This is a genomic window from Pseudomonas sp. JDS08PS003 (assembly GCF_045013505.1).
GTDB classification, from domain to species: Bacteria; Pseudomonadota; Gammaproteobacteria; order Pseudomonadales; family Pseudomonadaceae; genus Aquipseudomonas; species Aquipseudomonas protegens_B.
This window is the reverse complement of the sequence record NZ_CP120724.1, coordinates 4585698-4607932: the sequence shown is the minus strand read 5'-3', so window position 1 is coordinate 4607932 and position 22235 is coordinate 4585698. Positions and strand designations below refer to the sequence as shown.

The window sequence follows — 22235 nt, the reverse complement described above, 5'->3', positions numbered from 1 at the left end:
GCACCGGCCGTAGCAGACAATAAAAACAGCCGCTCAAGCGGCCCGGAAGCCGATACTCATGCAGATCAAAGCCGTCGATCCCCACGACCAGCTGGCCCTGGTTTCACCCTTTCTGTTGCAGACCCTGGCGGACGTCGCCACTGACAAAGGGATCAGCGCCGAACGCCTGTGCCGGGGCCTGGGCTTCACGCTGGAAGACCTGCAGGACCCGACCCTGCGCATTTCCTACCGCCAGGCGGTGGCGATGATCGAGCGCGCCCTGGCGGCGCTGCCCCAGCAAGGCCTGGGGCTCTGGGTCGGCAGCCGCAATGTGCTGGGCACCCTGGGGTTGCTGGGGCATGCCTTGTCCCTGTGCCGGACTCTGGGGGACGCCTTCGAACTGGGCATCCGTCATCAGCACACCTCGGGCACCATCGTCACCGCCGATGTCGGGCGTCAGGGCGAGGAGTTCTTTGTCGAACTGCAGTGCCGCCTGCCCTATGGCGAGGTGCAGATCTTTGCTGCGGAAGAATTCTTCGCCAGTCTGCTGATCTATGGCCGGGCCTTGTTGAGCACGGATTTCCAGGCCTTGCGGGTGGAGTTCATGCACGCCGCGCCGGCTTACGCCGAGCTCTACCCGCAGTTGCTGGGCCCCCATGTCCGCTTCGGCTGCCTGCACGCGCGCATGGTGATCGAGGCGCGCTGGCTGCAGATGCCTTTGCCCAACCATCATCCGGTGGCCCTGCGCCAGGCCCTCAAGCTGCTGGAGTTGGAAAGCGCCCAGGTGCACCAGAAGATGGACCTGATCCAGGCGGTGGAGCGGGCCCTGAGCCGGGACCTGCGGGCCGGCAGCCATATCGAGCAGGTGGCGGGGGACCTGAACATGAGCGGGCGCACCCTGCGCCGACGCCTGACCGAGCACGGCCTGACCTTCGAAGCCCTGCTGGAACGGGTGCGCCAGGCGCGGACCCTGAACCTCTTGGGCAACCCGGAGCTGTCCATCGAACGCATCACCGAGGAGGTGGGTTACAGCGACGTGCGCAGTTTTCGCCGGGCCTTCAAGCGCTGGACCGGGCTGAGCCCCAGCGCCTTTCGCGAAGAGGCGGCGCTGCATTGAAGCCGCAGCGGCCTGGGGCGCGACCACCGCGGCCGGCCATAGGTTCCCGCGGATTGTTCGACAGCGCTGACGCCGGCAGCCCATGGCGGTAAACTCGCGGCCTTTATTCAGGAGTTCCCATGAGTTACTACCAGCCCGGCATCCTCGCTGCACCCGTTCCGTCCCAGGCCCGTCACCTGTTCTTTGCCCTTGAATCCATTGAAGCGCTGCCCCAGGCCCTCGACCAGTTGCTGGCACGGGTGGACGGTGCTTCGGCGGTGGCAGGTTTTGGTGCGTCGCTGGTCAAGGCCCTGGGCGCTCGGGTGCAGGGCCTCAAGGCGTTCCCGGCGCTGACTGGCGTGGGCGTGGACAACCCTTCGACCCAGCACGCGCTGTGGGTCTGGCTGCACGGTGACGAGCGCGGCGAGCTGCTGCACCGCAGCAACGAGCTGGAGGCTGCCCTGGCTCCGGCCTTTCGCCTGGTGCAGATGAACGAGACCTTCCGCCACAAGACCGGCCACGACCTCACCGGTTACGAGGACGGCACCGAAAACCCTCAGGATGAAGCCGCCACAGCCGCCGCACTGGCCGAAGGTGAAGACGGCCTGCGCGGTGGCAGCTTTGCCGCGATCCAGCAGTGGCAGCATGACTTCAAGGGCTTTGCCGCGATGCACCAGCAAGAGCGCGACCACATCATGGGCCGGCGCCTGAGCGACAACGAAGAGCTGGACGACGCACCGGTCTCGGCCCACGTCAAGCGCACCGCCCAGGAAAGCTTCACTCCGGAAGCCTTTATCGTGCGCCGCTCGATGCCGTGGATCGAAGGTGACAAGGGCGGCCTGATGTTCCTTGCCTTTGGCCACACCCTGAACGCCTTCGAAGTCCAACTGCGACGCATGAGCGGCCTGGAAGACGGCATCACCGACGGCCTGTACCGCATGAGCCGGCCGATCACCGGTGGCTACTACTGGTGCCCGCCGCTGCACAACGGCCAACTCGACCTGCGCGCGTTGCAAGCGCCGAAATGAACACCGAGGCCGCGTCGCTGCGCACCGTGCGCTGGGGCATGATCGGTTGTGGCAGCGTCACCGAGCGCAAGAGCGGCCCGGCCTTCTACAAGGTTGCGGGTTCGGCGCTGGTGGCGGTGATGGGCCGCCGGGCCGAGGCGGTGCGCGATTACGCGCAGCGCCACGGCATTGCCCGGTACTACACCGATGCTCAGGCGCTGATCGACGACCCCGAGGTGGACGCGGTGTACATCGCCACGCCCCCCGACAGCCATTACGCCTACAGCCTGCAAGTGGCTGCCGCCGGCAAGCATTGCTGCGTGGAAAAGCCCATGGCCTTGCATGCCGGGCAGAGCCTGGCCATGCAGCAGGCCTTCGAGCAGGCCGGGCTGCACCTGTTCGTTGCCTACTACCGGCGATCCCTGCCGCGCTTTGCGCAGGTGCGGCAATGGCTGGCGGACGGGCGCATCGGTGAGGTCCGGCATCTGCACTGGAGCCTGAGCAAGGCCGCTTCCGAGGCCGACCGCAGCGGCGCGGCCAACTGGCGTACCGATCCACAGATTGCCGGTGGCGGTTATTTCGCCGACCTGGCCAGCCATGGCCTGGACCTGTTCCAGTACCTGCTGGGCGACATCGTCGAGGTGGCCGGCATCAGTACCCGCCAGGCCGGACTCTATGCCGCCGAGGATGCGGTCAGCGCCAGTTGGCGCTTCGCCTGTGGGGCCCTGGGCAGCGGCGCCTGGAATTTTGTGGCGGACCGCCGGGTGGACCGGGTGGACATCATTGGAAGCCAGGGACGCATCGGCTTTTCCGTGTTCGACGAGCATCCGCTGCAACTTGAAGCCGAAGCGCCCCTGAGCCTGGTCATCGACAACCCTGTGCACATCCAGTGGCATCACGTACAGGGCATGAACGCCCATATCCGCGGCGAGTCCCGGCACCCGGCCCTGGCCAGCGAAGCCCTGAAGACCGACTGGGTCATGGACCGGATTCTGCAGCGCGGCTGATCCCTGGGCGCATGCCTTTCGGGCCCCTTCGCCGGCAAGCCGGCTCCTACGGGGTTTGTGGGGCGCATTGCCGGCGTGTTCCTGCGGGCTTTTGTAGGAGCTGGCTTGCCAGCGAAGGCGGCCTTGAGGAGGGTGCCAGTCTTTCGGGCCTCTTCGCCGGCAAGCCGGGGCGGGCGGCTGGTCGCTCAGAAGGTCTTCTTGACGCTGGCCACCCAGGTGGCGCCGCACAGGTCGCTGAAGCCGTAGTGGCTGGTGCACTGGCTGCGGGACAGGTCGGTGTCGATGTAGCTCAGGCCCAGTTCCAGCCCTGCAAGGTCCCGGGTCAGTTTGGCCTCCCACTCGTGGTAGCTGTCCTCGCCCTGGCCCGAGGCGCGGATCAGCCGCGGGTCCTTGAAGTCCATCTGGCCATAGCGCAGTTGCAGCCCCAGCTTCAGGGGCAGTCGGGTCTCGTAGCCAAGGTAGCGGTACAGGGTGCTTTGTTGACTGTCGATGCCGGGGGCATCGCTGGAGTAATACGTCGCCAGCTTGACTCCGTAGACGCTGAGGATGCCGTACACCTCGCTCTGGTTGAACTGGGCTTCCCGGGGGTAGCTGTACTTCAGGTAGCCCAGGTCCAGGCTGATGTCTTCGCTGGCCTGCCACAGCCAGCCGCCGTAGTAGTCGAGCTCCTGGCGGGTCTTCAGGCCGCCGCCGAAGTCGACGTTGGAGCTCCAGGCACCCAGGTACAGGCCGCTGTTGTGCAGCAGGGTCACGGCCGCCTGGGCCGTGGGGTCGTTCTGGGTCTGGGAGATGCCGCGGGTGCGGTAGTCGCTGGCCAGGGTCAGTTGCAGTTCCACGGCCAGTTCGTCGGTCAGGGACAGGGCGTGGCTGGCCGGGGGCAGCAGGCACGCGGCGCCCAGGGTGAGCAGGGTGAGGGTCTTCATGGGTATCCCGTTGTTGTGATTGTTATGGGCGTGGAGCGGGCAAGGTGGTGCCGTGCCCCGGCGTCACCAGGACGCGGGGCAGGCGGTGCAACGGTGGGGCTGGGTCAGAGCGGGCGGGTGTAGATCTCGCGGCCGGCGAACCAGGTCTGCAGTACCTGGGTTTCATGCAGGGCCTTTTCGTCCACGGTAAACACATCGCGGTCGAGAACGATGAAGTCGGCCTGCTTGCCGGCCGTCAGCGAACCGATCTGCTGTTCCAGGCCCAGGGTGCGCGCGGCATTGAGGGTGTAGGCGTAGAACAGGGTTTCGCGGTCCAGGCGTTCGTCGGCGTTGAGCACCCCCAGGGGCCCCTGGCGGGTGATGGCCTGAGCCATGGCGTTCCACGGGTTGGGCGACGACACCGGCCAGTCGCTGGCGCCGGCGATGGTCGCGCCCTGTTTGAGCAGCGAGTGCGCGGGGTACTGGTAGCGGAATGCCAGGGCGCTGACGTAGGGTTTGATCATGTCCAGGGTGTAGTCGTCGGCCGAGGCCCAGAGCAGTTGCATCGAGGCAATCACGTTGAGCGGCTTGAAGCGGGCGAATTCCTTGGGGTTGACCATCTGCAGGTGGGTGATGGAGTGGCTGATGCCGCTCTGGCGATCCTGGCGCGCCTGTTGGATGCCGTTCAGCGATTCACGCACCGCGCGGTCGCCGATGGCGTGGATGTGCACCAGCCAGCCGCGCTGGTCGATGGCGCTGACCAGTTCGCCGAAGTGCGCCGGGTCGATCAGCAGCTCGCCGGGTTTGTGCGAATTGCTGTAGGGCTCGAGCATCGCCGCGCTCTGGGCCGGGTATTCGATCACCCCGTCGGCGAAGATCTTGATGCCCGGCAGGGTCAGGTTGGGGATGCCCTGAAACTGCTGGCGCACCTTGTCCAGAGTGTCGAGGTCGGCGGGGCGGCTGCGGGGGTTGGCCACCAGCAGCGCGGCGACGTGGGCGGTCATCCCGCCGCTCTCGGCTAGGGCCTTGTAGGCCGGCAGGACGCCGACGGTGTGTTCGGTGGGCTTGAGGGCGAACACCGCCTCCCCGGGGGCGGCGTTGGCGGCCGGGTCCATCCAGGCGGTGATCCCCAGGCTGTTGTTGTAGTGCAGGGCCGATTGTGCGGCGCGCAGCATCTGGGCGGGTCCAGGTACTGGCATTTTCGCGGCCACCCGGTCCCAGCCGGCGTCCACCAGGAAACCGTTGGGGCGGCCGTCAGGCAGTTGGCCGATGGTGTTGCGCTCGGCCTCGGGCAGGCTTTTGAGCAGGGCGGCGTCGATCCCGGCGCGCTTGAGCATGACGTCATTGGCCCAGGCGGTATGGTGATCGCTGCCGGTGAATACCACCGCCACCCCGGCCCATTCACCCTGGTTGAAACGCTGGCCCAGGGCCTCGGCCTGGGCCCAGTAGGCCGAGCTCATGCCGGCGATGTTGAGTACGTCGGCATGCCGGGCGCTGCCGTCGTCACGCCAGGCGCGCAGGCGTTTCTCCAGTTCGTCGAGGCTGACCACCTCGTCCTGCAGGTTGGCGCCGGTCATTTCCAGGCCGCCGAAGATCGCGTGAGAGTGAGTGTCGATCAGGCCCGGCATCAGGGTCTTGCCGCCCAGGTCGACGACCCGGGTGTGGCTGTCGATCAGCGCCTTGATCTGCGGGTCGCTGCCGGTTTGCAGGATCTTGCCATTCTCCACCGCCAGGGCCTGGACCTTGGGCTGGGCGCGGTCGGCGGTGAAGATCTGGCCGTTGAGCAGCACCAGGTCGGCTGCTGCCACGGCTTCCAACGAGGCAAAACTCATGGCGGCCAGTAACAGCGTGAGGGTCAATCTTTTCATTGAACATTTCCTTGTTATTGCGTCTGATCGCCAGATTAGGGGCTGTCCATAGCGGGCAGAACGGCTGCTTCACGAAAAACATTTTTGCCTGGATGGAAAAACCATGGACAAGTTGAATGCCTTGAAGATGTTCGTGGTCACTGCCCAGCTGGGCAGTTTCAGCCGGGCCGCCGAGCAGTTGGGCAAGACTCCGTCGGCCCTGACCAAGGCGGTCAATCACCTGGAGGCCGAATTGGGCTCGCGGTTGTTCGAGCGTAGTACCCGGCGCATCGTGCTGACCGAAATCGGCCGGCTTTATCTGGAAACTGCACGCCAGGTGCTGCAGCGGCTGGAAGAGGTGGGCGAGGAGGTGGAGCAGTTGCAGCATGGCCTGCGCGGCAACCTCAAGGTCACCGCGCCGCTGGCTTACGGCCAGGCGTTTCTGGATCAGGTGTGTGACGGTTTTCTTGAGCAGTACCCGCAGATCAATCTGCAAGTGGACCTGTGCGACGAGTTCGTCAACCTGCTGGAAAGCGGCTACGACCTGGCCCTGCGCGAAGGCCATGACGACCTGCCGGGGCTGATTGCCCGGGTGGTCGGGCGCAACCGTCTGGCCCTGTGCGCCAGCCCGGCCTACCTGGCGCGCAAGGGGCGGCCGGTGACCCCGCAGACCCTCGAAGAACATGAATGGCTGCTGTATCGCCACCCCTTGCTCAGCCGCGAGTTCTGGTGGGTCGAGCGCGACGGGCAGCGCCTGAGCCTGCCCCAGCCCCAGGCACCACGCCTGCGCAGTGACAATTACGACCTGCTGCTGGCCAATGCCCTGGCCGGGCGCGGCCTGCTGCACACCCCGTTGTGGAGCGCCGCGCCGTACCTGGCAGACGGGCGCCTGGTGCGGGTGATGGCCGACTACGAGATCGACCCGGACAGCTTCGGGCCGCACATCCTCGCGGTCTACCCCAGCCATCGGCGGGCGACCGCCAAGGTGCAGGCGTTCATCGACTATGTCGGCGGCTTTCTGGCCAGCCGTGGCCTGGACTGATTGGCGGTTCTTGTCAGATAAATCCGAGAGGAGTACAAATGTACTCCATGACGACTTTATCTCCCCGCCGCAGTGCCATCCTGACCTTTATCCGCGAGCGCATCGCCGATCACGGTCAGCCCCCAAGCCTCGCTGAAATCAGCGAGGCGTTCGGTTTCGCCTCGCGCAGCGTGGCACGCAAGCATGTGCTGGCGTTGACCGAGGCCGGGTTCATCGAGGTCAACCCGCATCAGGCCCGGGGCATTCGCCTGCTCAACCAGCCACGGCGCCCCGAGCTGCTGGAAATTCCGGTGCTGGGGCGGGTGGCCGCCGGTGCACCTATCGGCGTCGATGCTGAAGTCCACGGCCAGTTGCTGCTGGACCCGGGGATGTTCTCTCGTACTCCGGATTACCTGCTGCGGGTCCAGGGCGATTCGATGATCGATGACGGCATTCTCGACGGCGACCTGGTGGCGGTGCGCCGCAGCAGTGAGGTGCGCAACGGTCAGACCGTGATCGCCCGGCTGGACGGTGAGGTCACCATCAAGCGTTTCGAGCGCAAGGGGCAGGGCATTCGCCTGTTGCCGCGCAATCCGGCCTATCAGCCGATCGAGGTCACGGCCGACCACGAACTGTTTATCGAAGGCGTGTTCTGCGGTCTGGTGAGGCAAGGCTGATGGGCGCCGTGGTCGCACTGGATTCCCTGTTCAATGCCGGACGGGTGTGGAAAGGCCGCCCGGCCGCCGCGCCGGTCAGTCTGCACCCCACGGGGCATGCTGCTCTGGATGCGGTACTGCCCAGTGGCGGCTGGCCGGAGGCGGCGCTGACGGAAATCCTCATCGCCGCCCAGGGCCTGGGCGAGTTGCAGTTGTTGTGGCCCAGCCTGGCGCGCTTGACCGCAGCAGGGGAGCGCATTGTGCTGGTGGCGCCACCGTTTGTGCCCTATCCCCAGGCCTGGCAGAACGCCGGGGTGGATGTGCGCCAGCTGTCGCTCATCCAGGCCGGGGAGCGCGATGCCCTGTGGGCCGCCGAGCAGTGCCTGCGTTCCGGCAGTTGCGGCGCGGTGCTGTGCTGGCCGCAGCAGGCCGACGACCGTGCCCTGCGCCGTTTGCAGGTGGCGGCGGAAAGCGGCCAGACCCTGGCCTTTGCCTATCGGCCCTTGGACGCCGCGCACAACCCGTCGCCGGCGGCCCTGCGGATTGCCGTGCAGGGTCGTCCCCCGCAGTTGCGAGTGCTCAAGTGCCGGGGCGGGCTGGCCCATCCGGCGCCGATTGCCCTGTATTCCGGGCACTGAGGTTGGCATGCGCTGGGTCTGTATCCTGTTCCCGCAACTGGCGCTGGACGCGGTGTTGCGTCAGCGCGCCGAACCCGAGGCGCCCCTGGCGCTGCTCAGTGGCACCCCACAACGCCGGGTGATCCAGGCGGTGAATGGCGCCGCCCGGGAGCTGGGCCTGCGCCCCGGGCAATCCCTGACCGCCGCCCAGGCCCTGACCAAGGCCTTTGCCAGCGCCGAATACGACCCGCAGCAGATCGAGCACTGGCAGCAGTTTCTTGCCGCCTGGGCCTACGGTTTCAGCTCCCAGGTCAGCGTGGCCTACCCCCGTACCCTGGTGTTCGAGATCGAGTCCAGCCTGGGCCTGTTCGGCCCCTGGCCGCAGTTGGAAGCGCGCCTGCGCCGGGAGTTGCAGGCTCTGGGTTTTCGTCATCGCATCGTGGCCGCGCCGAACCCGGCGGCGGCCCGGGTCCTGGCCAATGCCTATGACGGCTTGGCGGTGGCCGATCGGCAGGCCCTGGCCCAGGCTCTGGGAGCGATGCCCATCGAGCGCCTGGGCCTGGCCCCGGAGCAGGCCACGGCCCTGTCGCGCATGGGGGTGCGCAGCTTCGAGCAACTGCGGGATCTGCCCCGGCCCAGCCTGGCCCGGCGTTTTGACGGCAGCTTGCTCAAGCACCTGGATACCTTGCTCGGCGAGCGTCCGCTGGGGTTGGCGTTCTATCAGCCGCCGGATCGCTTCGACCTGCGCATCGAGCTGAATTTCGATGTGCTGTCCCATCAGGCGCTGCTGTTCCCCCTGCGCCGGCTGACCGCCGATCTGGCGGCCTTCCTCTGTGGCCGTGACAGCGGGGTGCAGCGTTTCGCCCTGCACCTGGAGCATGCCGACGGCGCCGACACCTTGATTCCGGTGGGGCTGCTCAGTGCCGAGCGCGACCCGGCGATGCTGTTTGAACTGGCCCGCGGGCGCCTGGAGCAGATCCAGGTGCCGGCGCCGGTGCGCAACCTGCGGCTGGTGGCCGAGGACTTGCCGCTGTTCGTGCCCCAGCACAGCGAACTGTTCGACGAGCGCCCGCAGCAGAACCTGCCCTGGGAGCAGTTGCGCGAACGCCTGCGGGCGCGCCTGGGGGATGACGCGGTGCAAGGCCTGGGGCACCGCGCCGATCACCGACCGGAGCGCAGCTGGCAGCCCCAGACCGATCCGCGACCCTGTCCGGCCAGCCCCGGGTTGCGCCGCCCCGGCTGGCTGTTCACCGAACCCCAGGTTCTGGGCGAGGGCTCGGTGCGGGTTCTCATGGGCCCGGAGCGCATCGAGTCCGGCTGGTGGGACGGTGCCGATGTGCGCCGCGACTACTACCTGATCGAAACCCCCGCCGGCCAGCAGGGTTGGGCCTATCGCCAGGTCGGCGAGCCCGGGCCCTTGCTGCTGCAAGGCTGGTTCGCATGAGCGGTTACGCCGAGCTGCACTGCCTGTCCAACTTCAGTTTCCAGCGTGGAGCTTCCAGTGCCCAGGAGCTGTTCCAGCGCGCCAAGTCCCTGGGCTACCAGGCCCTGGCGATCACCGACGAATGCACCCTGGCGGGAATTGTCCGGGCCTGGCAGGCCTCTCGGGAGGCGCAACTCAAACTGATCGTCGGCAGCGAAATGCAGGTCGAGGACGGCCCGCGCCTGGTGCTGCTGGTGGAGGACCTGCCGGGTTACCAGGGCTTGTGCCGACTGATCACCCGGGCCCGGCGCCGGGCCGAGAAGGGCAACTATCGCCTGTTGCGGGAAGACTTTGCCGAACCGCTGCCGGGGCTGCTGGCCCTGTGGCTGGCGGACGATGGCCAGGCGGCGGACCACGGCCCCTGGCTGCGCCAGGTATTTCCCCAGCGCCTGTGGCTGGCGCTGGAGCTGCATTGCGGCCAGGACGATGCCCGGCGCCTGCAGGCGCTGCTGGCCCTGGCCGCTCAATCGGGGCTGCCGGCCGTGGCCTGTGGCGATGTGCATATGCATGTGCGCGGGCGCCGGGCGCTGCAGGACACCATGACCGCGATCCGCCATCACCTGCCGGTGGCCGAGGCCGGGCAGCGGCTGTTCGCCAATGGCGAGCGCCACCTGCGGCCCGTCGAAGTGCTGCAAGGTCTGTACCCCAAAGCCCTGCTCGACGAGTCGCTGACCATCGCCGGGCGCTGCGCTTTCGACCTCGGCCAACTGCGTTATCAATACCCCCGGGAACTGGTGCCCGAGGGGCACGACGCCGGCTCCTGGCTGCGGGTGCTGACCCAGCGCGGCATTCTGCGCCGCTGGCCGGCCGGGGCTCGGGCCGAGGTGCTGAAGCAGATCGACAAGGAGCTGGAGCTGATTGGCGACCTGGGCTACGAGAGTTATTTCCTCACCGTGCACGACATCGTCGACTTCGCCCGGTGCCAGCGCATCCTGTGCCAGGGCCGGGGTTCGGCGGCCAACTCGGTGGTGTGTTTCGTCCTCGGCATCACCGAGATCGACCCGGACCGCTCGACCCTGCTGTTCGAGCGCTTCCTGTCCCGGGAACGCAACGAGCCGCCGGACATCGATGTCGATTTCGAGCACGAGCGCCGGGAAGAGGTGCTGCAGTACGTGTTCCAGCGCTATGGCCGACATCGCGCGGCGCTGACCGCTGTGGTCAGCACCTACCACGGCGCCGGGGCGGTGCGCGATGTGGCCAAGGCCCTGGGCCTGCCGCCGGATCAGGTCAATGCCCTGGCCGACTGCTGCGGCCATTGGAGCGATACGCCGCCCAGTGTCGAGCGCCTGCAGGAGGCCGGGTTCGACCCCGAGAGCCCGGTGCTGCGCCGGGTCCTGAGCCTGACCGGGCAATTGATCGGCTTTCCCCGGCACCTGTCCCAGCATCCCGGCGGCTTCGTGATTTCCGAGCAGCCCCTGGACAGCCTGGTGCCGGTGGAGAACGCGACGATGGCTGAGCGCACGGTGATCCAGTGGGACAAGGACGACCTGGACATGGTCGGCCTGCTCAAGGTGGACATCCTGGCCTTGGGCATGCTCAGCGCCATCCGCCGTTGCTTCGACCTGATCCACGGCTACCGTGGCCAGCGCTACAGCCTTACCAGCATTCCGCCTGAAGACCCCGCCACCTACGCGATGATCAGTCGCGCCGACACCATTGGCGTGTTCCAGATCGAGTCCCGGGCGCAGATGTCGATGCTGCCCCGGCTCAAACCGCAGAACTTCTACGACCTGGTGATCGAGGTGGCCATCGTCCGGCCCGGGCCGATCCAGGGCGGCATGGTGCATCCCTACCTGCGTCGGCGTAACCGTGAAGAGCCGGAGACTTATCCGTCGCCGAAGTTGGAAGCGGTGCTCAAGCGTACTCTGGGAGTGCCGCTGTTTCAGGAGCAGGTGATGCAGATCGCCATTGTCGCCGCCGACTACACCCCGGGGGAGGCCGATCAGTTGCGCCGCTCCATGGCCGCCTGGAAGCGCCACGGCGGCCTGGAACCGCACCGTGAACGGCTGCGCAAAGGCATGCGCAAGAACGGCTACAGCGACGAGTTCGCGGCGCAGATCTTCGAGCAGATCAAGGGCTTTGGCAGCTACGGCTTTCCCGAATCCCATGCCGCCAGTTTTGCCTTGCTGACCTACGCCAGTTGCTGGCTCAAGTGCCACGAACCGGCGGCCTTCGCCTGCGCCCTGATCAACAGCTGGCCCATGGGCTTCTACAGTCCGGACCAGATCCTCCAGGACGCCCGGCGCCATGGTTTGCAGATTCTGGCGGTGGACGTGGGGGCCAGTGATTGGGACTGCAGCCTGGAGCCGATCCCCAGCCACCCCGGACGCGCTGAAAACCTCATGTCCGGGCAGCCGGCTCTGCGCCTGGGGCTGCGCATGATCAAGGGCTTTCGCCAGGAGGATGGCCAACGTATCGAGAGCGCCCGGCAGCAACGGGCCTTTGCCGATGTCGCCGACCTGGGCCAGCGTGCCCGGCTTGATCTGCGTGCCCAGGAGTTGCTGGCGGATGCCGGGGCCTTGCGCGGCCTGGCGGGGGATCGCTACCGGGCGCGTTGGGAAGTAGCGGGGGTGGAGAAGCAGCTAGGGCTGTTCGCCGAGCTGCCACGCCAGGAGGAGATCCCGGTGAACCTGCCCCGGCCCAGCGTCGGTGAGGACCTGCAGGCCGATTACCACAGCCTTGGTACCACTTTGGGGCCGCATCCTTTGGCGCTGTTGCGCCCACAGCTCAAGGCCCAGCGTTGCCGCAGCTCGCGGGAACTGCTGGAGGTGGAGCACGGGCGCTCGGTGAGCGTGGCCGGGCTGGTCACCGGGCGCCAGCGCCCGGGCACTGCCAGCGGGGTGACCTTCGTCACCCTCGAAGACGAGTTCGGCAACGTCAACGTGGTGGTCTGGCGCGACCTGGCCGAACGCCAGCGTCGGGTACTGGTGGGGTCGCAGTTGCTCCGGGTCGACGGCACCCTGGAAGCAGAAGGTGAAGTGCGTCACCTGATTGCCGGGCGCCTGAGTGACCTGAGTCCGTTGCTGGACGGCATCAGCGTGCGCAGTCGGGATTTTCGTTGAGGGATCAGGCACTTGTCTGAAGTGCTTGGGTGCACTGAGGAATCAAGCAGTCAATGAAATGGCGCCAAGGTTTTTTATTCCTTTTCGGCCTGATGGCGCTTTGGCATAATCGCCGCCGATGATGCCCCCCGCATCAAGTTTCAGAACGCCCTGCCGACGATTTCGAGCCCGCACAGACTGGGGTTCGCAGAAGTACGGCAGGGCGAAAGTGCACCTAGACAGTGCCTCTAAATGGATACTCAAAAAGGAACATAGAGTGAGATTGATCTCGAAGTTGATGTTGTCCGGCGCAGCGCTGGCGGTGCTGGCGGGCATGAGCGGTTGTGCCACCGAAAGCTCCCGGGCCTTGCCGGTGGAAAAAGTCCAGAGCGCCAGCCAGGTGTGGACCGGCGCTCGGGTGCCGATGGCGGTGGGCAAGTTCGATAACCGTTCCAGCTACATGCGCGGGATCTTCTCCGATGGCGTCGACCGCCTCGGCGGCCAGGCCAAGACCATCCTCATCACCCACTTGCAGCAGACCAACCGTTTCAACGTGCTGGACCGCGACAACATGGGCGAGATCCAGCAGGAAGCGGCGATCAAGGGCCAGGCGCAGAAGCTCAAGGGCGCGGACTTTGTGGTGACCGGTGACGTCACCGAGTTCGGCCGCAAGGAAACCGGCGACCACCAGCTGTTCGGCATTCTCGGCCGTGGCAAGACCCAGGTGGCCTACGCCAAGGTGGCGTTGAACATCGTCAATATCAGCACTTCCGAAGTGGTGTATTCGACCCAGGGCGCTGGCGAGTATGCCCTGTCCAACCGTGAAGTGATCGGCTTCGGCGGCACCGCTTCCTACGATTCGACCCTCAACGGCAAAGTGCTGGACCTGGCCATGCGCGAGGCGGTCAACCGCATGGTCGAGGCCATCGACGCCGGTGCCTGGAAACCCGGCCACTGATCAACACTGCTGACAGGGAGACGTAAGCATGTTCAAGACAATCACCGCGCGGCCACTGCTGGCCGGCGCCCTGCTGTGCAGCGTTTTGCTGGCCGGTTGCAGTGGGCCCAAGACGCTATACCAGTGGGAAACCTACCAGGCCCAGACCTACGAGTACTTCAAGGGCGAGGAAGCCAGGGAAGCCCAGGTCGAGGCGCTGGAGCGCGACCTGCAGAAGATCAAGTCCACCGGCAAGGCCGTGCCACCGGGCTACCACGCCCACCTGGGCATGCTCTATGCAGACCTGGGCAAGGATGACCAGATGGTGCAGCAGTTCAACACCGAGAAGGCGCTGTTCCCCGAGTCGGCGCGCTACATGGACTTTCTGCTCAAGAGCGCCAAGAAGGGAGCTGCCCAATGAGCCTCAATACCCTGCGCAACCTCCTGGGTCTGTTGACCGTCAGCCTGCTGGTGGGCTGCGCCGCGCCCAAGACCGTGGACTACTCGGCCTACAAGCAGGCCCGGCCGAAGTCGATCCTGGTGCTGCCGCCGCTCAATGAGTCGCCGGACGTCAAGGCCACCTACAGCATGCTGTCCCAGGTGACCTTTCCCCTGGCCGAAGCCGGTTACTACGTGATGCCGATTGCGCTGGTGGATGAAACCTTCCGTCACAACGGCCTGACCAACCCGGCGGACATCCACGGCCTGTCGCCGGCCAAGCTCAACGAGATCTTCGGCGCCGACGCCGGGCTGTACATCACGGTCAAGGAATACGGCACCAGCTACATGCTGATCAGCAGCGAGACCGTGGTCACTGCCAGTGCCACCCTGGTGGACCTGAAGACCGGCACCACCCTGTGGACCGGCAGTGCCCGTGCTTCCAGCGAGGAAGGCAACAACGGCAACAACGGCGGCCTGGTGGGCATGCTGATCACCGCTGCGGTGAAGCAGATCATCAACACTTCCACCGACGCCGGGCACCCGATCGCCGGCATCACCAGCCAGCGCCTGCTGTCGGCCGGGCAACGCACCGGTCTGCTGTACGGTCCGCGCTCGCCGAAATACGGCACCGACTGAGGTCCTCGCGGGCGGGCAATCCGCCCTTTGCCAGGGAGGCGCTTGCCGGCGTCCTCCTGGACTTGCCGGGATCGCCTATCCTGAGTGTTCAGTGCTGTTGAACCGGGCGTGTCCAGGTTTTCCGGTCCAGGGCTGAAAACCGTGAAACCATCCGCCCGGGCCGTGCTCAAAGGCTCTGGAGGCTGTGCGCAACCTCTTGAAAACCCATGCTGTATCACGTTTTTCGTAGAGTCCGTTCATGCCGTTCTTATCAGATCATCACGGGTGCCAGGGGTGGAAAGGCGAGATGGCCGAGCGCATCCGCGCCTTCGATTGGTCCGTCACCAGCCTGGGCTCATTGCAGCACTGGAGCCATAGCCTGCGCAGCACGGTGCAGCTGATGCTCGGCTCGCCGGTGCCGATGGTGATGCTCTGGGGCCCGCTGGGCTACATGATCTACAACGATGCCTACGCGGTGTTCGCTGGCGGTCGCCACCCTTATCTGCTGGGCTGCGCGGTGGAGCTGGGCTGGCCGGAAGTGGCCGAGTTCAATCGTGGCGTGATGAACACCTGCCTCAGTGGCGGCACCTTGTCCTACCGCAACAAGGAACTGGTGCTGCTGCGCAACGGCGAACCGGAAAACGTCTGGCTGGACCTCTACTACAGCCCGGTGGCCGGTGATGACCAGGCGCCGGCCGGGGTCATTGCCATCGTCGTGGAAACCACCGCCCATGTGATATCCGAGCAGCGCCGGCAGGCCGCCGAGGATGACCTGCGGCAGATGACCCGCAACCTCGAGCAGCGGGTGCTGGAGGAGGTCAATGCGCGCCTGAGCGCCGAGGAGCAGTTGCGTCAATCACAGAAGCTCGAAGCCATTGGCGGCCTCACCGGTGGCGTGGCCCATGACTTCAATAACCTGCTGCAAGTGATTTCCGGCAACCTGCACCTGCTGGCCCGCCATGAGCCGGACAACGCCAATGTGCAGCGCCGTACCGGAGCCGCGCTGGCGGCGGTGGAGCGCGGCGCCAAGCTGTCGACCCAACTGCTGGCCTTTGCCCGGCGCCAGCCGTTGTCGCCGGCGATCTACAATCCGCGCCATCTGTACGAGGGGCTGGGTGAATTGCTGCAGCGAGCCCTGGGCGAAACCATTGCTATCAAGGTGCAATTGCCCGACCAGCCCTGGTGCATCCATGTGGACCGCAATCAGTTGGAAAACGCCGTGCTCAACCTGGCGATCAATGCCCGGGATGCCATGGGCGGCGAGGGCACCATCAGCATCAGCGCCGAGAATCTGCTGCTGGACCGCAGCTTCTGTGCCGGCAAGGACCTCAAGCCCGGCGAGTACCTGCGCCTGACCGTGGCCGACAGCGGCAGCGGTATGTCCCCTGAAGTGCTCAAGCAGGCTTTCGAGCCGTTTTTCACCACCAAGTCCGATGGGCACGGCACCGGCCTGGGCCTGAGCATGGTGTTCGGTTTCGTCAAGCAGAGCGGCGGCCATATCGACATCCTCAGCCGTCCGGGGCAGGGCACCCGGGTGCAGATGTATTTCGCCCGCAGTGCCGCTCAGGAGGCCCAGCCAACATCGGCCTGCCCGGCGCGTGAGCCAGGAGGGCAGGAGCGCATCCTGGTGGTGGAGGACAACGCCGATGTGCGCAGTGCGGCGGTGGAAATGCTCAAGCACGAGGGCTATTGGGTGCGTACCGCGGCCAATGGCGATGCCGCCATGCACTTGCTGATGGCAGGGCTCAAGGTCGACCTGATTTTCACCGACGTGGTGATGCCCGGCCTGATCAAGAGCACCGACCTGGCCATCTGGGCCAGGACCCAGGTACCGCCCATCGCGGTGCTGTTCACCTCGGGGCACACCCGGGACATGATCTCGCGCAATTATCAGCTCAGCCCGGATACTCATCTGTTGAGCAAGCCTTACGGGCCCGAGGACCTGAGCGCCATGGTGCGGTCCTTGCTGGGGGCCTGAAGCACCTTCGCCTACCCGCTGCCGGGCTTGCCCCGGCACCTGCGGGTTGTGTGATGATCGCCGCTCGCGCCGTTTGCATGCGCGACACATCCCGAATTTCAACACCAGGCAGGTCCATGACTTCTTCGCGCAACGCCCCCATTGATCCCCTGACGAGCACGCTGCCGACCCTCAGTTCCGGTTTTGTCCGGGTGCGCGGGGCCCGCGAACACAACCTGAAGAATGTCGACGTGGACATTCCCCGGGATGCCCTGGTGGTGTTCAGTGGGGTGTCCGGCTCGGGCAAGTCGTCCCTGGCCTTCTCGACCCTGTATGCCGAGGCCCAGCGCCGCTACTTCGAATCGGTGGCGCCCTATGCCCGACGGCTGATCGATCAGGTGGGGGTGCCGGATGTGGACCGGATCGACGGCCTGCCGCCGGCAGTGGCCCTGCAACAGCAGCGCGGTACGCCGAGCACGCGTTCTTCGGTGGGCAGCGTCACCACCTTGTCCAGCCTGGTGCGCATGCTCTATTCCCGGGCCGGCAGTTACCCGCCGGGGCAGGCGATGCTGTATGCCGAGGACTTCTCGCCGAACACGCCACAGGGGGCCTGCCCCGAGTGTCACGGCCTGGGCCGAGTGTATGAAGTCAACGAAGCGACCATGGTCCCGGACCCTTCGCTGACCATTCGCCAGCGCGCCGTGGCCTCCTGGCCCCTGGCCTGGCAGGGGCAGAACCTGCGGGACATTCTGGTGACCCTGGGCTACGACGTGGACATTCCCTGGCGCGAACTGCCGAAAAAGCAGCGCGACTGGATTCTCTTCACCGAGGAAACCCCCACGGTGCCGGTGTACGCCGGGCTGACGCCGGAGCAGACCCGCGAAGCCCTCAAGCGTAAACAGGAGCCCAGCTACATGGGCACCTTCAGTGGTGCCCGGCGCTACGTGTTGCACACCTTTACCCACACCCAGAGCGCGCTGATGAAAAAGCGCGTGTCGCAGTTCATGCGCGGCAGCCCGTGCCCGCTGTGCGAAGGCAAGCGCCTCAAGCGCGAGGCCCTGGCGGTGAGCTTTGCCGGGCTGGATATCGGCGAACTGTCGCGCCTGCCGTTGCTGCAGCTGGCCGAGGTGCTCCGGCCTGTGGCGGCGGCAGACTACCTGGAGCAGGCGGCGGCCGGTGACGAGGTGCTGAGCCAGGCGCAGACCCGGGCTGCGCGCCAGCAGCGCCATGCCCAGGGTGCCCCGGAGCACCGTGGCGCGCCGGATGTGCGGCATACCCCCAACCTGTCCGTGGAGAAGCGTCTGGCCGCGCAACGCATCGCCCAGGATCTGCTGGAGCGGGTCAGCACCCTGACCGATCTGGGGCTGGGTTACCTGGCCCTGGAGCGCAGCACCCCGAGCCTGTCGTCCGGCGAGTTGCAACGCCTGCGTCTGGCCACGCAGCTGGGGTCGCAGTTGTTCGGGGTGATCTATGTGCTGGATGAGCCTTCGGCGGGCCTGCACCCGGCGGATGCGCAGGCCCTGTTCGAGGCCTTGCAACGACTCAAGGCTGCGGGCAACTCGCTGTTTGTGGTGGAGCACGATGTGCAGACCATGCGCCGTGCCGACTGGCTGGTGGACGTTGGCCCGGCGGCGGGGGAACGCGGCGGCCAGGTGCTGTACAGCGGGCCGCCGGCGGGGTTGGCGGCCGTCGCAGCGTCCCAGACCCGGGCCTATCTGTTTGCCGAACAGGCCCCGGCCCGGCGTACCCCGCGCCAGCCCCGGGGCTGGCTGCGCCTGGAGGGCATCACCCGCAATAACCTCAAGGACCTGGACGCAGCGTTTCCCCTGGGCTGTTTCACCGCGGTGACCGGAGTTTCCGGCTCCGGCAAATCCAGCCTGGTGAGTCAGGCCCTGCTGGAACTGGTGGGCAGTCACTTGGGCAAGGTGTCGGGCCGCGAAGAGGCGCCGGAGCTGGATCTTGCGGACGAGGCACCGGTCAGTGGCACGGGGCAGATCACGGCGGGCATGGAGGGGATCAAGCGCCTGGTGCAGGTGGACCAGAAACCCATCGGTCGCACGCCGCGTTCCAACCTGGCGACCTACACCGGGCTGTTCGACAACGTGCGCAAGCTGTTCGCCGCTACCGCCGAGGCACAGGCCCTGGGCTTTGATGCCGGGCAGTTTTCCTTCAACGTCGCCAAGGGTCGTTGCCCGGCCTGCGAAGGCGAAGGCTTTGTCAGCGTCGAGCTGCTGTTCATGCCCAGCGTCTTCGCCCCGTGCCCCACCTGCCAGGGCGCGCGCTACAACCCCCAGACCCTGGCGGTGACCTGGCAGGGCCTGAACATCGCCCAGGTGCTGCAACTGAGTGTGGAACAGGCCTTGCCGGTATTTGCCGAGCAGCCGGGGATTCGCCGCGCCCTGGAAGTGCTGCGGGACATCGGCCTGGACTACCTGCGCCTGGGCCAGCCGGCCACCGAGCTTTCCGGCGGCGAGGCCCAGCGCATCAAACTGGCCACCGAGCTGCAGCGCAATGCCCGGGGCGCCACCCTGTACGTACTGGACGAACCCACCACCGGCCTGCACCCACGGGATGTGGACCGTCTGCTGGAGCAGTTGGACAAACTGGTGGAGGCGGGCCACAGCGTGGTGGTGGTCGAGCATGAAATGCGCGTGGTGGCCCAGGCCGACTGGGTCATGGACATTGGCCCGGGCGCGGGGGACCAGGGCGGCAGCCTGGTGGCCTGCGGCACGCCGGAGCATGTGGCCACGCAGCGCAACAGCCGCACCGCCGTGTTTCTGGCCCAGGCCCTGGCCGGAAATTGATCCAGAACAGGGGCCCGCGACGAACGGTTACCGCTGGTCTGATTGGCGGTCGACAGACCCGGGGCGCCAAGGCCATTCTGATGACTGGCAGGGGCGTAATGAAGCCCTTGCTGCCATCAACCACGGAGGTGTTCCATGCCGGTGATCCACGACCTTTACCAGGACCTGAGCTGCAGCAAAGAGGACATTCAACAGCGTCGGGCCAGTGATCCCCACCTGAATGCGCTGTTCGACAAGTACACCAGCATCGACAATCAGGTGCTCAAGGCCGAAGCTGCAGCCGCCGCAGACGACGAATTGAAGAAACTCAAGGAAAAGCGCCTGCTGATCAAGGACGAAATCTCCGAGAAACTCACCGCCCGCTCCTGACCCTCCCCCTGTGACAAGGGCGCTCGCTGTAGCAGAGGCTTGTTGTGGCGAGGGAGCTTGCTCCCGCTGGGCGGCATAGCCGCCCTGACGCCCGCCGCGCTGTCCCCATTACACGCTACAGCGCACCCCTCTCATCCCCTCAAGGCGCCAGCGCCTCCTTCAATGGCAGCCGTGCCATATGGCTGGCACTCAAGGACCCCAGGTACAAGTCATCTCCATATTCGCGCACCGTGGTGATCGGCGAGTAGTTGCCGCTGCTGCCATCCTGCAGGTTGGCAATCACCCGGCCCTGGGTATCCAGGCCCAGGACAAAGCCGCGCTTTTCCACCGGCTTGGGCAACACGGTCATGGCCCGCACCAGCATCTTGCGCACGAAGGGATAGGCCGCGGTGCCATCGAGCAGGGCATTGCGCGGCGCATACAGGGCCACCCAGAAGCGCTCCCGGCCATTGAAACTGAGGTTGTCCGGCAGCCCCGGCAAGTTGTCGATGAACAGGTCATGGCTGCCGGCCTTGTCGCCCTTGAGCCAGTAACGACTGATGCGGTAGGCCCCGGTTTCATTGACCAGGACAAACGCCTCGTCCGGCCCCAGGGCAATGCCGTTGGCGAATTCCAGGCGCTCCAGCAGCACCTCGGTGTTGCCGCTCTGGAAGTCGTAACGCAACAGGCGGCCATCGCCGCCATGCTCGATCACCGCCTCGCCGTCGTGGCCATAACCCCAACGGCTGGTGGCGTCGCTGAAATAGGCATAGCGCCCGGCGGCATCCACGGCCACGTCGTCGGTAAAACCGAACTTCAGGCCATTGGCGGCGGTGCTCAGGGTCTGCAACTGACCTTGCCGGTCCAGGGCCAGCAGGCCCTTGATGGCATCAGCGATGATCAGGCGGCCATCCGGATGCCGGGCCAGGCCCAGAGGACGGCCACCGGTGTTGACCAGCACCTTGAGGACGCTGCCGTCGAGGCTGGTCTGGATCACCCGGCCGTCGTGCAGGCCGGTGATCAGTTGGTCGTTTTCCAGGAGCAGGGCCTCGGGGCCATCGATGTCCCGAGCGCCCACGGGCTGTACCGCCTTGAGCTTGTGGTTCTCGGCATAGGTGCCCTGGCTCAGTGAGGGGGCAGGGGCCGGGGTCCAGGCCACTGGCTGGACCCGGGTCGGTGCCAGCAGCAGGAACGCCAGGATCGCGACCACCAGCAGCAGGAGGATGCGGCCGGGGGAAAAGCGTCGGGGGGCAATCTGATTCATGCAAGGACTCCTGTCGTGGGGCGGCTTCAGGATGGGCTGCGGGCCGGGTCGCTGGTCGGCAGCGGGATGGCCTGTTGGGCCGTCTCACACAATGCCAGCAATGACGCGGCGGATTCTCGCTCTATCCGCCGTTTGAATAACAGCTGATTGCCCAGGCGCATCAGCAGGTTGTCGAAGCGGTATTCCAGGGTCCGCACAAAACGCGTGCGTTCGGCCGCCAGCGGTTGGCATTCATAGGTCACTTGCAGTTCCAGGCCATGATCGCCCCGGGCAGTGGCGCGCCAGCGGTGCCCCGGCAGGTACTCCTGGACCTGCCAGCTCAGGTGGCCGCTGCGTCCGCCGGCATGGATGTCTTCCTCGAAACCCTGTCCGGCGAACAGGGGCCCATCGTCACCGAACACCTTGAGAGAGGATGGATGCCATTGTGGCCAGCAGCGTGGGCTGGCGGCGTAGGCCAGGGTGGTGGCGGCACTGCGGGGGATCTCGATCTGATGCTGCATGCGGGTCATGGGCGTGGACTCGTCAGGAAAGGGAACGGGGGCCGGCACCTCTTCCGGTTGCCAGTACAAGGTGCCAAACAGCCAGTCCATCAGCGGCAGGACGATATTGAAGTTGCGCTCCTGCATCAGCTCCCGGCGGTGATGCAGTTCGTGCAGGCGGCGCATCTGCCGCACCCAGGGCAGGCGCGCCAGGGGATGGCTGGCGGGCAAGTGCTCGCAGGCATGGAAGACCTCATAGGCCAGGTAGCCGATCAAGGTGCCACTGGCGAACAGCGCCGCGACGTTACTGTTCCAGACACTCAGCAACCCCCACAGGGGCAGGGCGAACAGCAGGCTGTGGACCACGATCAGCCAGGCCGGAAACAGAATCACCCGCCAGTCCTTGCGGCCTTCATAGGTCATCAGTCCCGGGGTGAAGAAACTGTGGTGGTCGCCGGTATGCCGGGCATAGAACAGCCGGGCGAAAGGCTGCTTGTGATGCCCCAGCCAGCGATGCACCACGTAGATGCACAGGTTGAAGAACAGCAGCGACACCGGCACCGCCAGCCATTCCCGGGGCAGCACCCGCTCCAGGGTGCTGCACAGCACTGCGATGCACAGCACGCCGTAGCCGAGGACGAAGCCGCCATGCAGCCAGGGGTTGTAGCGCGGACTGACCGCGGCTCGATACTGCTCGCGAAAGTGTTGGGTGGTGGTTCGCACGGCGCTGTTTC

At 66.2% G+C, this 22235-nt stretch carries 18 protein-coding genes; 14 read left to right on the top strand and 4 right to left on the bottom strand.

Going from position 1 to position 22235, the window contains the following annotated elements:
- Positions 1-58 precede the first annotated feature (58 nt).
- The 3 genes from P7C00_RS20340 to P7C00_RS20330 all read left to right on the top strand — a co-directional run bounded on the left by P7C00_RS20340 (position 59) and on the right by P7C00_RS20330 (position 3089).
- The gene (locus P7C00_RS20340) at positions 59-1096 is read left to right on the top strand and encodes an AraC family transcriptional regulator (protein WP_404937233.1); all 1038 of its coding nucleotides are present in this window, start codon (positions 59-61) and stop codon (positions 1094-1096) included.
- A 119-nt stretch (positions 1097-1215) separates the two neighbouring features.
- Positions 1216-2103, top strand: coding sequence for a Dyp-type peroxidase (locus P7C00_RS20335; protein ID WP_404937232.1), 888 nt, complete (start codon positions 1216-1218; stop codon positions 2101-2103).
- A gap of 17 nt (positions 2104-2120) precedes the next feature.
- Positions 2121-3089, top strand: coding sequence for a Gfo/Idh/MocA family protein (locus P7C00_RS20330; RefSeq protein ID WP_404940050.1), 969 nt, complete (start codon positions 2121-2123; stop codon positions 3087-3089).
- A gap of 185 nt (positions 3090-3274) precedes the next feature.
- Here P7C00_RS20330 and P7C00_RS20325 read toward each other — a convergent pair whose 3' ends face one another.
- Entirely contained in the window at positions 3275-4012 is a 738-nt protein-coding gene (locus tag P7C00_RS20325; protein ID WP_404937231.1) for a TorF family putative porin, read from the bottom strand.
- Positions 4013-4116: 104 nt separating this feature from the next.
- Positions 4117-5859, bottom strand: a complete 1743-nt coding sequence (locus P7C00_RS20320; RefSeq protein WP_404937230.1) for an amidohydrolase — start codon at positions 5857-5859, stop codon at positions 4117-4119.
- A 103-nt stretch (positions 5860-5962) separates the two neighbouring features.
- On the opposite strand from P7C00_RS20320, the gene P7C00_RS20315 reads away from it, so the two are divergent.
- The 11 genes from P7C00_RS20315 (at position 5963) to P7C00_RS20265 (ending at position 19779) form a co-directional block, all read left to right on the top strand.
- Positions 5963-6880 carry a LysR substrate-binding domain-containing protein gene (locus P7C00_RS20315; RefSeq protein WP_404937229.1) on the top strand — a complete coding sequence of 306 codons (918 nt, stop codon included), beginning with the start codon at positions 5963-5965 and terminating at the stop codon, positions 6878-6880.
- A gap of 38 nt (positions 6881-6918) precedes the next feature.
- A complete protein-coding gene (lexA, locus tag P7C00_RS20310; RefSeq protein ID WP_404937228.1) occupies positions 6919-7536 on the top strand; it encodes a transcriptional repressor LexA in 618 nt (205 codons plus the stop codon).
- On the top strand, positions 7536-8153 hold the full coding sequence (gene imuA / locus P7C00_RS20305) for a translesion DNA synthesis-associated protein ImuA (protein WP_404937227.1): 618 nt from the start codon (positions 7536-7538) through the stop codon (positions 8151-8153). Before lexA ends, imuA begins: the two co-directional genes overlap by 1 nt.
- Before the next feature lie 7 nt (positions 8154-8160).
- Positions 8161-9576, top strand: a complete 1416-nt coding sequence (locus P7C00_RS20300; RefSeq protein ID WP_404937226.1) for a Y-family DNA polymerase — start codon at positions 8161-8163, stop codon at positions 9574-9576.
- Positions 9573-12677: an error-prone DNA polymerase gene (locus P7C00_RS20295; RefSeq protein WP_404937225.1), complete on the top strand. Its 3105-nt coding sequence runs from the start codon at positions 9573-9575 to the stop codon at positions 12675-12677. Before P7C00_RS20300 ends, P7C00_RS20295 begins: the two co-directional genes overlap by 4 nt.
- A gap of 277 nt (positions 12678-12954) precedes the next feature.
- Positions 12955-13614 carry a CsgG/HfaB family protein gene (locus P7C00_RS20290; RefSeq protein WP_346635379.1) on the top strand — a complete coding sequence of 220 codons (660 nt, stop codon included), beginning with the start codon at positions 12955-12957 and terminating at the stop codon, positions 13612-13614.
- 28 nt (positions 13615-13642) lie between these two features.
- The gene (locus P7C00_RS20285; protein WP_402887303.1) at positions 13643-14014 is read left to right on the top strand and encodes a DUF4810 domain-containing protein; all 372 of its coding nucleotides are present in this window, start codon (positions 13643-13645) and stop codon (positions 14012-14014) included.
- Positions 14011-14670, top strand: coding sequence for a DUF799 domain-containing protein (locus P7C00_RS20280; RefSeq protein ID WP_402887305.1), 660 nt, complete (start codon positions 14011-14013; stop codon positions 14668-14670). The genes P7C00_RS20285 and P7C00_RS20280 overlap by 4 nt, the downstream gene beginning before the upstream one ends.
- Positions 14671-14908: 238 nt before the next feature.
- Entirely contained in the window at positions 14909-16627 is a 1719-nt protein-coding gene (locus P7C00_RS20275) for an ATP-binding protein (RefSeq protein WP_404937224.1), read from the top strand.
- A gap of 116 nt (positions 16628-16743) precedes the next feature.
- Positions 16744-19410 carry an excinuclease ABC subunit A gene (locus tag P7C00_RS20270; RefSeq protein ID WP_404937223.1) on the top strand — a complete coding sequence of 889 codons (2667 nt, stop codon included), beginning with the start codon at positions 16744-16746 and terminating at the stop codon, positions 19408-19410.
- 135 nt (positions 19411-19545) lie between these two features.
- Positions 19546-19779, top strand: a complete 234-nt coding sequence (locus P7C00_RS20265) for a DUF465 domain-containing protein (protein ID WP_102864849.1) — start codon at positions 19546-19548, stop codon at positions 19777-19779.
- Positions 19780-19918: 139 nt separating this feature from the next.
- Here the strand turns inward: P7C00_RS20265 and P7C00_RS20260 are convergent, their stop codons facing one another.
- Both P7C00_RS20260 and P7C00_RS20255 read right to left on the bottom strand, forming a co-directional pair.
- The gene (locus P7C00_RS20260) at positions 19919-21022 is read right to left on the bottom strand and encodes an SMP-30/gluconolactonase/LRE family protein (protein ID WP_404937222.1); all 1104 of its coding nucleotides are present in this window, start codon (positions 21020-21022) and stop codon (positions 19919-19921) included.
- Between the two features lie 26 nt (positions 21023-21048).
- Positions 21049-22224, bottom strand: coding sequence for an SRPBCC family protein (locus P7C00_RS20255; RefSeq protein WP_404937221.1), 1176 nt, complete (start codon positions 22222-22224; stop codon positions 21049-21051).
- Positions 22225-22235 lie beyond the last annotated feature (11 nt).

Excerpts from the sequence above, each read along its gene's own strand:
- P7C00_RS20340 (WP_404937233.1), top strand. The coding sequence starts at position 59 with ATGCAGATCAAAGCCGTCGATCCCCACGACCAGCTGGCCCTGGTTTCA.
- P7C00_RS20335 (WP_404937232.1), top strand. The coding sequence starts at position 1,216 with ATGAGTTACTACCAGCCCGGCATCCTCGCTGCACCCGTTCCGTCCCAG.
- P7C00_RS20325 (WP_404937231.1), bottom strand. The coding sequence starts at position 4,012 with ATGAAGACCCTCACCCTGCTCACCCTGGGCGCCGCGTGCCTGCTGCCC.
- P7C00_RS20320 (WP_404937230.1), bottom strand. The coding sequence starts at position 5,859 with ATGAAAAGATTGACCCTCACGCTGTTACTGGCCGCCATGAGTTTTGCC.
- P7C00_RS20315 (WP_404937229.1), top strand. The coding sequence starts at position 5,963 with ATGGACAAGTTGAATGCCTTGAAGATGTTCGTGGTCACTGCCCAGCTG.
- lexA (WP_404937228.1), top strand. The coding sequence starts at position 6,919 with ATGTACTCCATGACGACTTTATCTCCCCGCCGCAGTGCCATCCTGACC.
- imuA (WP_404937227.1), top strand. The coding sequence starts at position 7,536 with ATGGGCGCCGTGGTCGCACTGGATTCCCTGTTCAATGCCGGACGGGTG.
- P7C00_RS20300 (WP_404937226.1), top strand. The coding sequence starts at position 8,161 with ATGCGCTGGGTCTGTATCCTGTTCCCGCAACTGGCGCTGGACGCGGTG.
- P7C00_RS20295 (WP_404937225.1), top strand. The coding sequence starts at position 9,573 with ATGAGCGGTTACGCCGAGCTGCACTGCCTGTCCAACTTCAGTTTCCAG.
- P7C00_RS20290 (WP_346635379.1), top strand. The coding sequence starts at position 12,955 with ATGTTGTCCGGCGCAGCGCTGGCGGTGCTGGCGGGCATGAGCGGTTGT.
- P7C00_RS20285 (WP_402887303.1), top strand. The coding sequence starts at position 13,643 with ATGTTCAAGACAATCACCGCGCGGCCACTGCTGGCCGGCGCCCTGCTG.
- P7C00_RS20280 (WP_402887305.1), top strand. The coding sequence starts at position 14,011 with ATGAGCCTCAATACCCTGCGCAACCTCCTGGGTCTGTTGACCGTCAGC.
- P7C00_RS20275 (WP_404937224.1), top strand. The coding sequence starts at position 14,909 with ATGCCGTTCTTATCAGATCATCACGGGTGCCAGGGGTGGAAAGGCGAG.
- P7C00_RS20270 (WP_404937223.1), top strand. The coding sequence starts at position 16,744 with ATGACTTCTTCGCGCAACGCCCCCATTGATCCCCTGACGAGCACGCTG.
- P7C00_RS20265 (WP_102864849.1), top strand. The coding sequence starts at position 19,546 with ATGCCGGTGATCCACGACCTTTACCAGGACCTGAGCTGCAGCAAAGAG.
- P7C00_RS20260 (WP_404937222.1), bottom strand. The coding sequence starts at position 21,022 with ATGAATCAGATTGCCCCCCGACGCTTTTCCCCCGGCCGCATCCTCCTG.